We start from the raw sequence: 1,899 nt of genomic DNA on the forward strand, positions 1-1,899 counted from the left end.
CTGGGCGGGCGCAGCCCGGCGGGGCAGGGCAGCCGGGCGGGGCGAGGCAGGCGCAGCCGGGCAGGGCCGGGCGGGCGAGGCGAGCGGGCGCAGCCTGCCCACCCGCCCCCGAGGGCTCGAGCGTCACCCAACGGCCGCACACGTCCTGACGAACGCGGAACAAGCAACACCCGACTCGCGGGGAAAGCCCGGGCAGCGCCACAACCCCGCACCGCCACAGCAGCAAGTCCTCAGCCCCACACCGCCACAGCAGCAAGTCCTCAGCCCGGCACAGCCATCGACGCGAGTGCCCACAACGTCGCCTCACCCGCCGGATCCGCGTCCGTGGCCGATGGCACCACCACCACCTCCTCCACCCCGGCCGCCCGATACCGGGCAATCCGAGCCGCCGCGTGCAAGGCCGTACCGCCGAGCCCCACAACCTCCACCGCCGCAGGCGGGATCGCGGCCAGCAACTCCCGCGGATGCGGCCGCGTGCGCGCGAAGGCGACCAGTTCGCCGAAGCCCGCCCGAGCGAACATCTCCCCGTACCCGGGCGCAGCGAGATACCCGACCAGCCCACGACGCATTTGCTCGACCCCCTGCTCGGTGTCGGAGCCGACCGCCGCACAAACCCAGGCCGCAACGCGAGGCCGCGGCCGCCCGGCCTCCCGGGCGGCCCGTTCGAGATCGAGGACCAGATCCCCCGCAGCCTCGGCGGAAACCAGATTGAGAACGAGCCGATCCGCGTACCGAGCGGCCGTACGGACCGCCGCGGCCCCGAACGCCGCCACGGTCAGCCCCGCCGCCCCGGGCGCCGGCAGCCGCAGCCGATACCCACGGGATCGAACCACCTCGCCCTCCCCGTCGGACTTCGCCCCATCCAGCAGCTCCCGGGTCTGCCGCGCAGATTCCGCAAGCGCAACGCCCGCGCGAGCCCGCGAGCGTCCATGCCATTCCTCGACCACGACGGTGGAGGACGTGCCAAGCGCCACGGACACCCGACGCCCGGTCAACGCCCGCACCGAGGCCGCCCCCATCGCGATCGTCGCGGGATCGCGAACCGTCACCGCAAGCGGCCCGACAGTCAACGGAATACGCGCCGTCCGAGCCCCCACGGCCGTGGCAAGCGCGAACGCGTCGTAAGTCGCCATCTCCCCGATCCACAGCTCGTCGTAGCCAAGCTCGTCCGCCAGCCGAGCAGTAGCCAACGCTTCGGCAGCCGGCCGATCCTGCCAAAGCCCCAGGGAGACCGACAACCCGAATCCCGAACCCGCCACCACCGTCATCTTCAACCACCTGTCCCGTCACCGAATCTCGCACCAGCCAACGCCCAAACCACCCGGCCCCGGCCCCGCCACCGCACCGCCATGGCCCCGCCACCGCCACGGAACGACACCGGCCCGACGGCGCCTGCCGCCCCCGCCGAACGCCAGCCGACCAACCGATCCCGCCGGCACCCCCTGCCCGGCGCAGCCCCTCAACGGACCAAATCCCAGCCCCGGCGCCCTTCCCCAAAGGCCACGCCACCCAAAGCGCGAGCACCGCTCTCGCTTCGAACCACCGCTCGCATCTCGCAGCACCGCCCGCCCCGCCACCACCCAACCGAGATCGCGAGCACCGCTCTCGCCCCGGAACACCGCTTCGTCACACCACCACCCCACCGAAACGCGAGCACCGCTCTCGACATGGACCATCGCTCACATCCCGCAACATCCCTCCACCACGCCACGCCCACGCCAAGGCCGACCCAAAGCGCGAGCACCGCTCTCGATGTAGATCACTCGCCCCGAAGCGCCGCTTCGTCCGGCCATCCAGTCCGATACGCGAGCGCCGCTCTTGTTGCAGATCACCGCTCTCAACCCGAAGCACCCGCCTCGCCACTCCACCACCCCACCGAAACGCGAGCACCGCTCTCGA

At 72.3% G+C, this 1,899-nt stretch carries 1 protein-coding gene; it reads right to left on the bottom strand.

What is annotated here, in order from left to right; all coding sequences use genetic code 11:
- Positions 1 to 260: 260 nt before the first annotated feature.
- Positions 261 to 1,268, bottom strand: coding sequence for an LLM class F420-dependent oxidoreductase (locus tag GT354_RS29095; RefSeq protein WP_161359352.1), 1,008 nt, complete (start codon positions 1,266 to 1,268; stop codon positions 261 to 263).
- Between the last annotated feature and the right edge of the window lie 631 nt (positions 1,269 to 1,899).

Origin of the sequence: Streptomyces sp. SID3343 (assembly GCF_009865215.1) — a bacterium.
In the GTDB taxonomy this organism is placed as follows: domain Bacteria; phylum Actinomycetota; class Actinomycetes; order Streptomycetales; family Streptomycetaceae; genus Embleya.

What these genes read in the sequence shown, in the direction of transcription:
- GT354_RS29095 (WP_161359352.1), bottom strand. Translation starts at nt 1,268, where the DNA reads ATGACGGTGGTGGCGGGTTCGGGATTCGGGTTGTCGGTCTCCCTGGGG.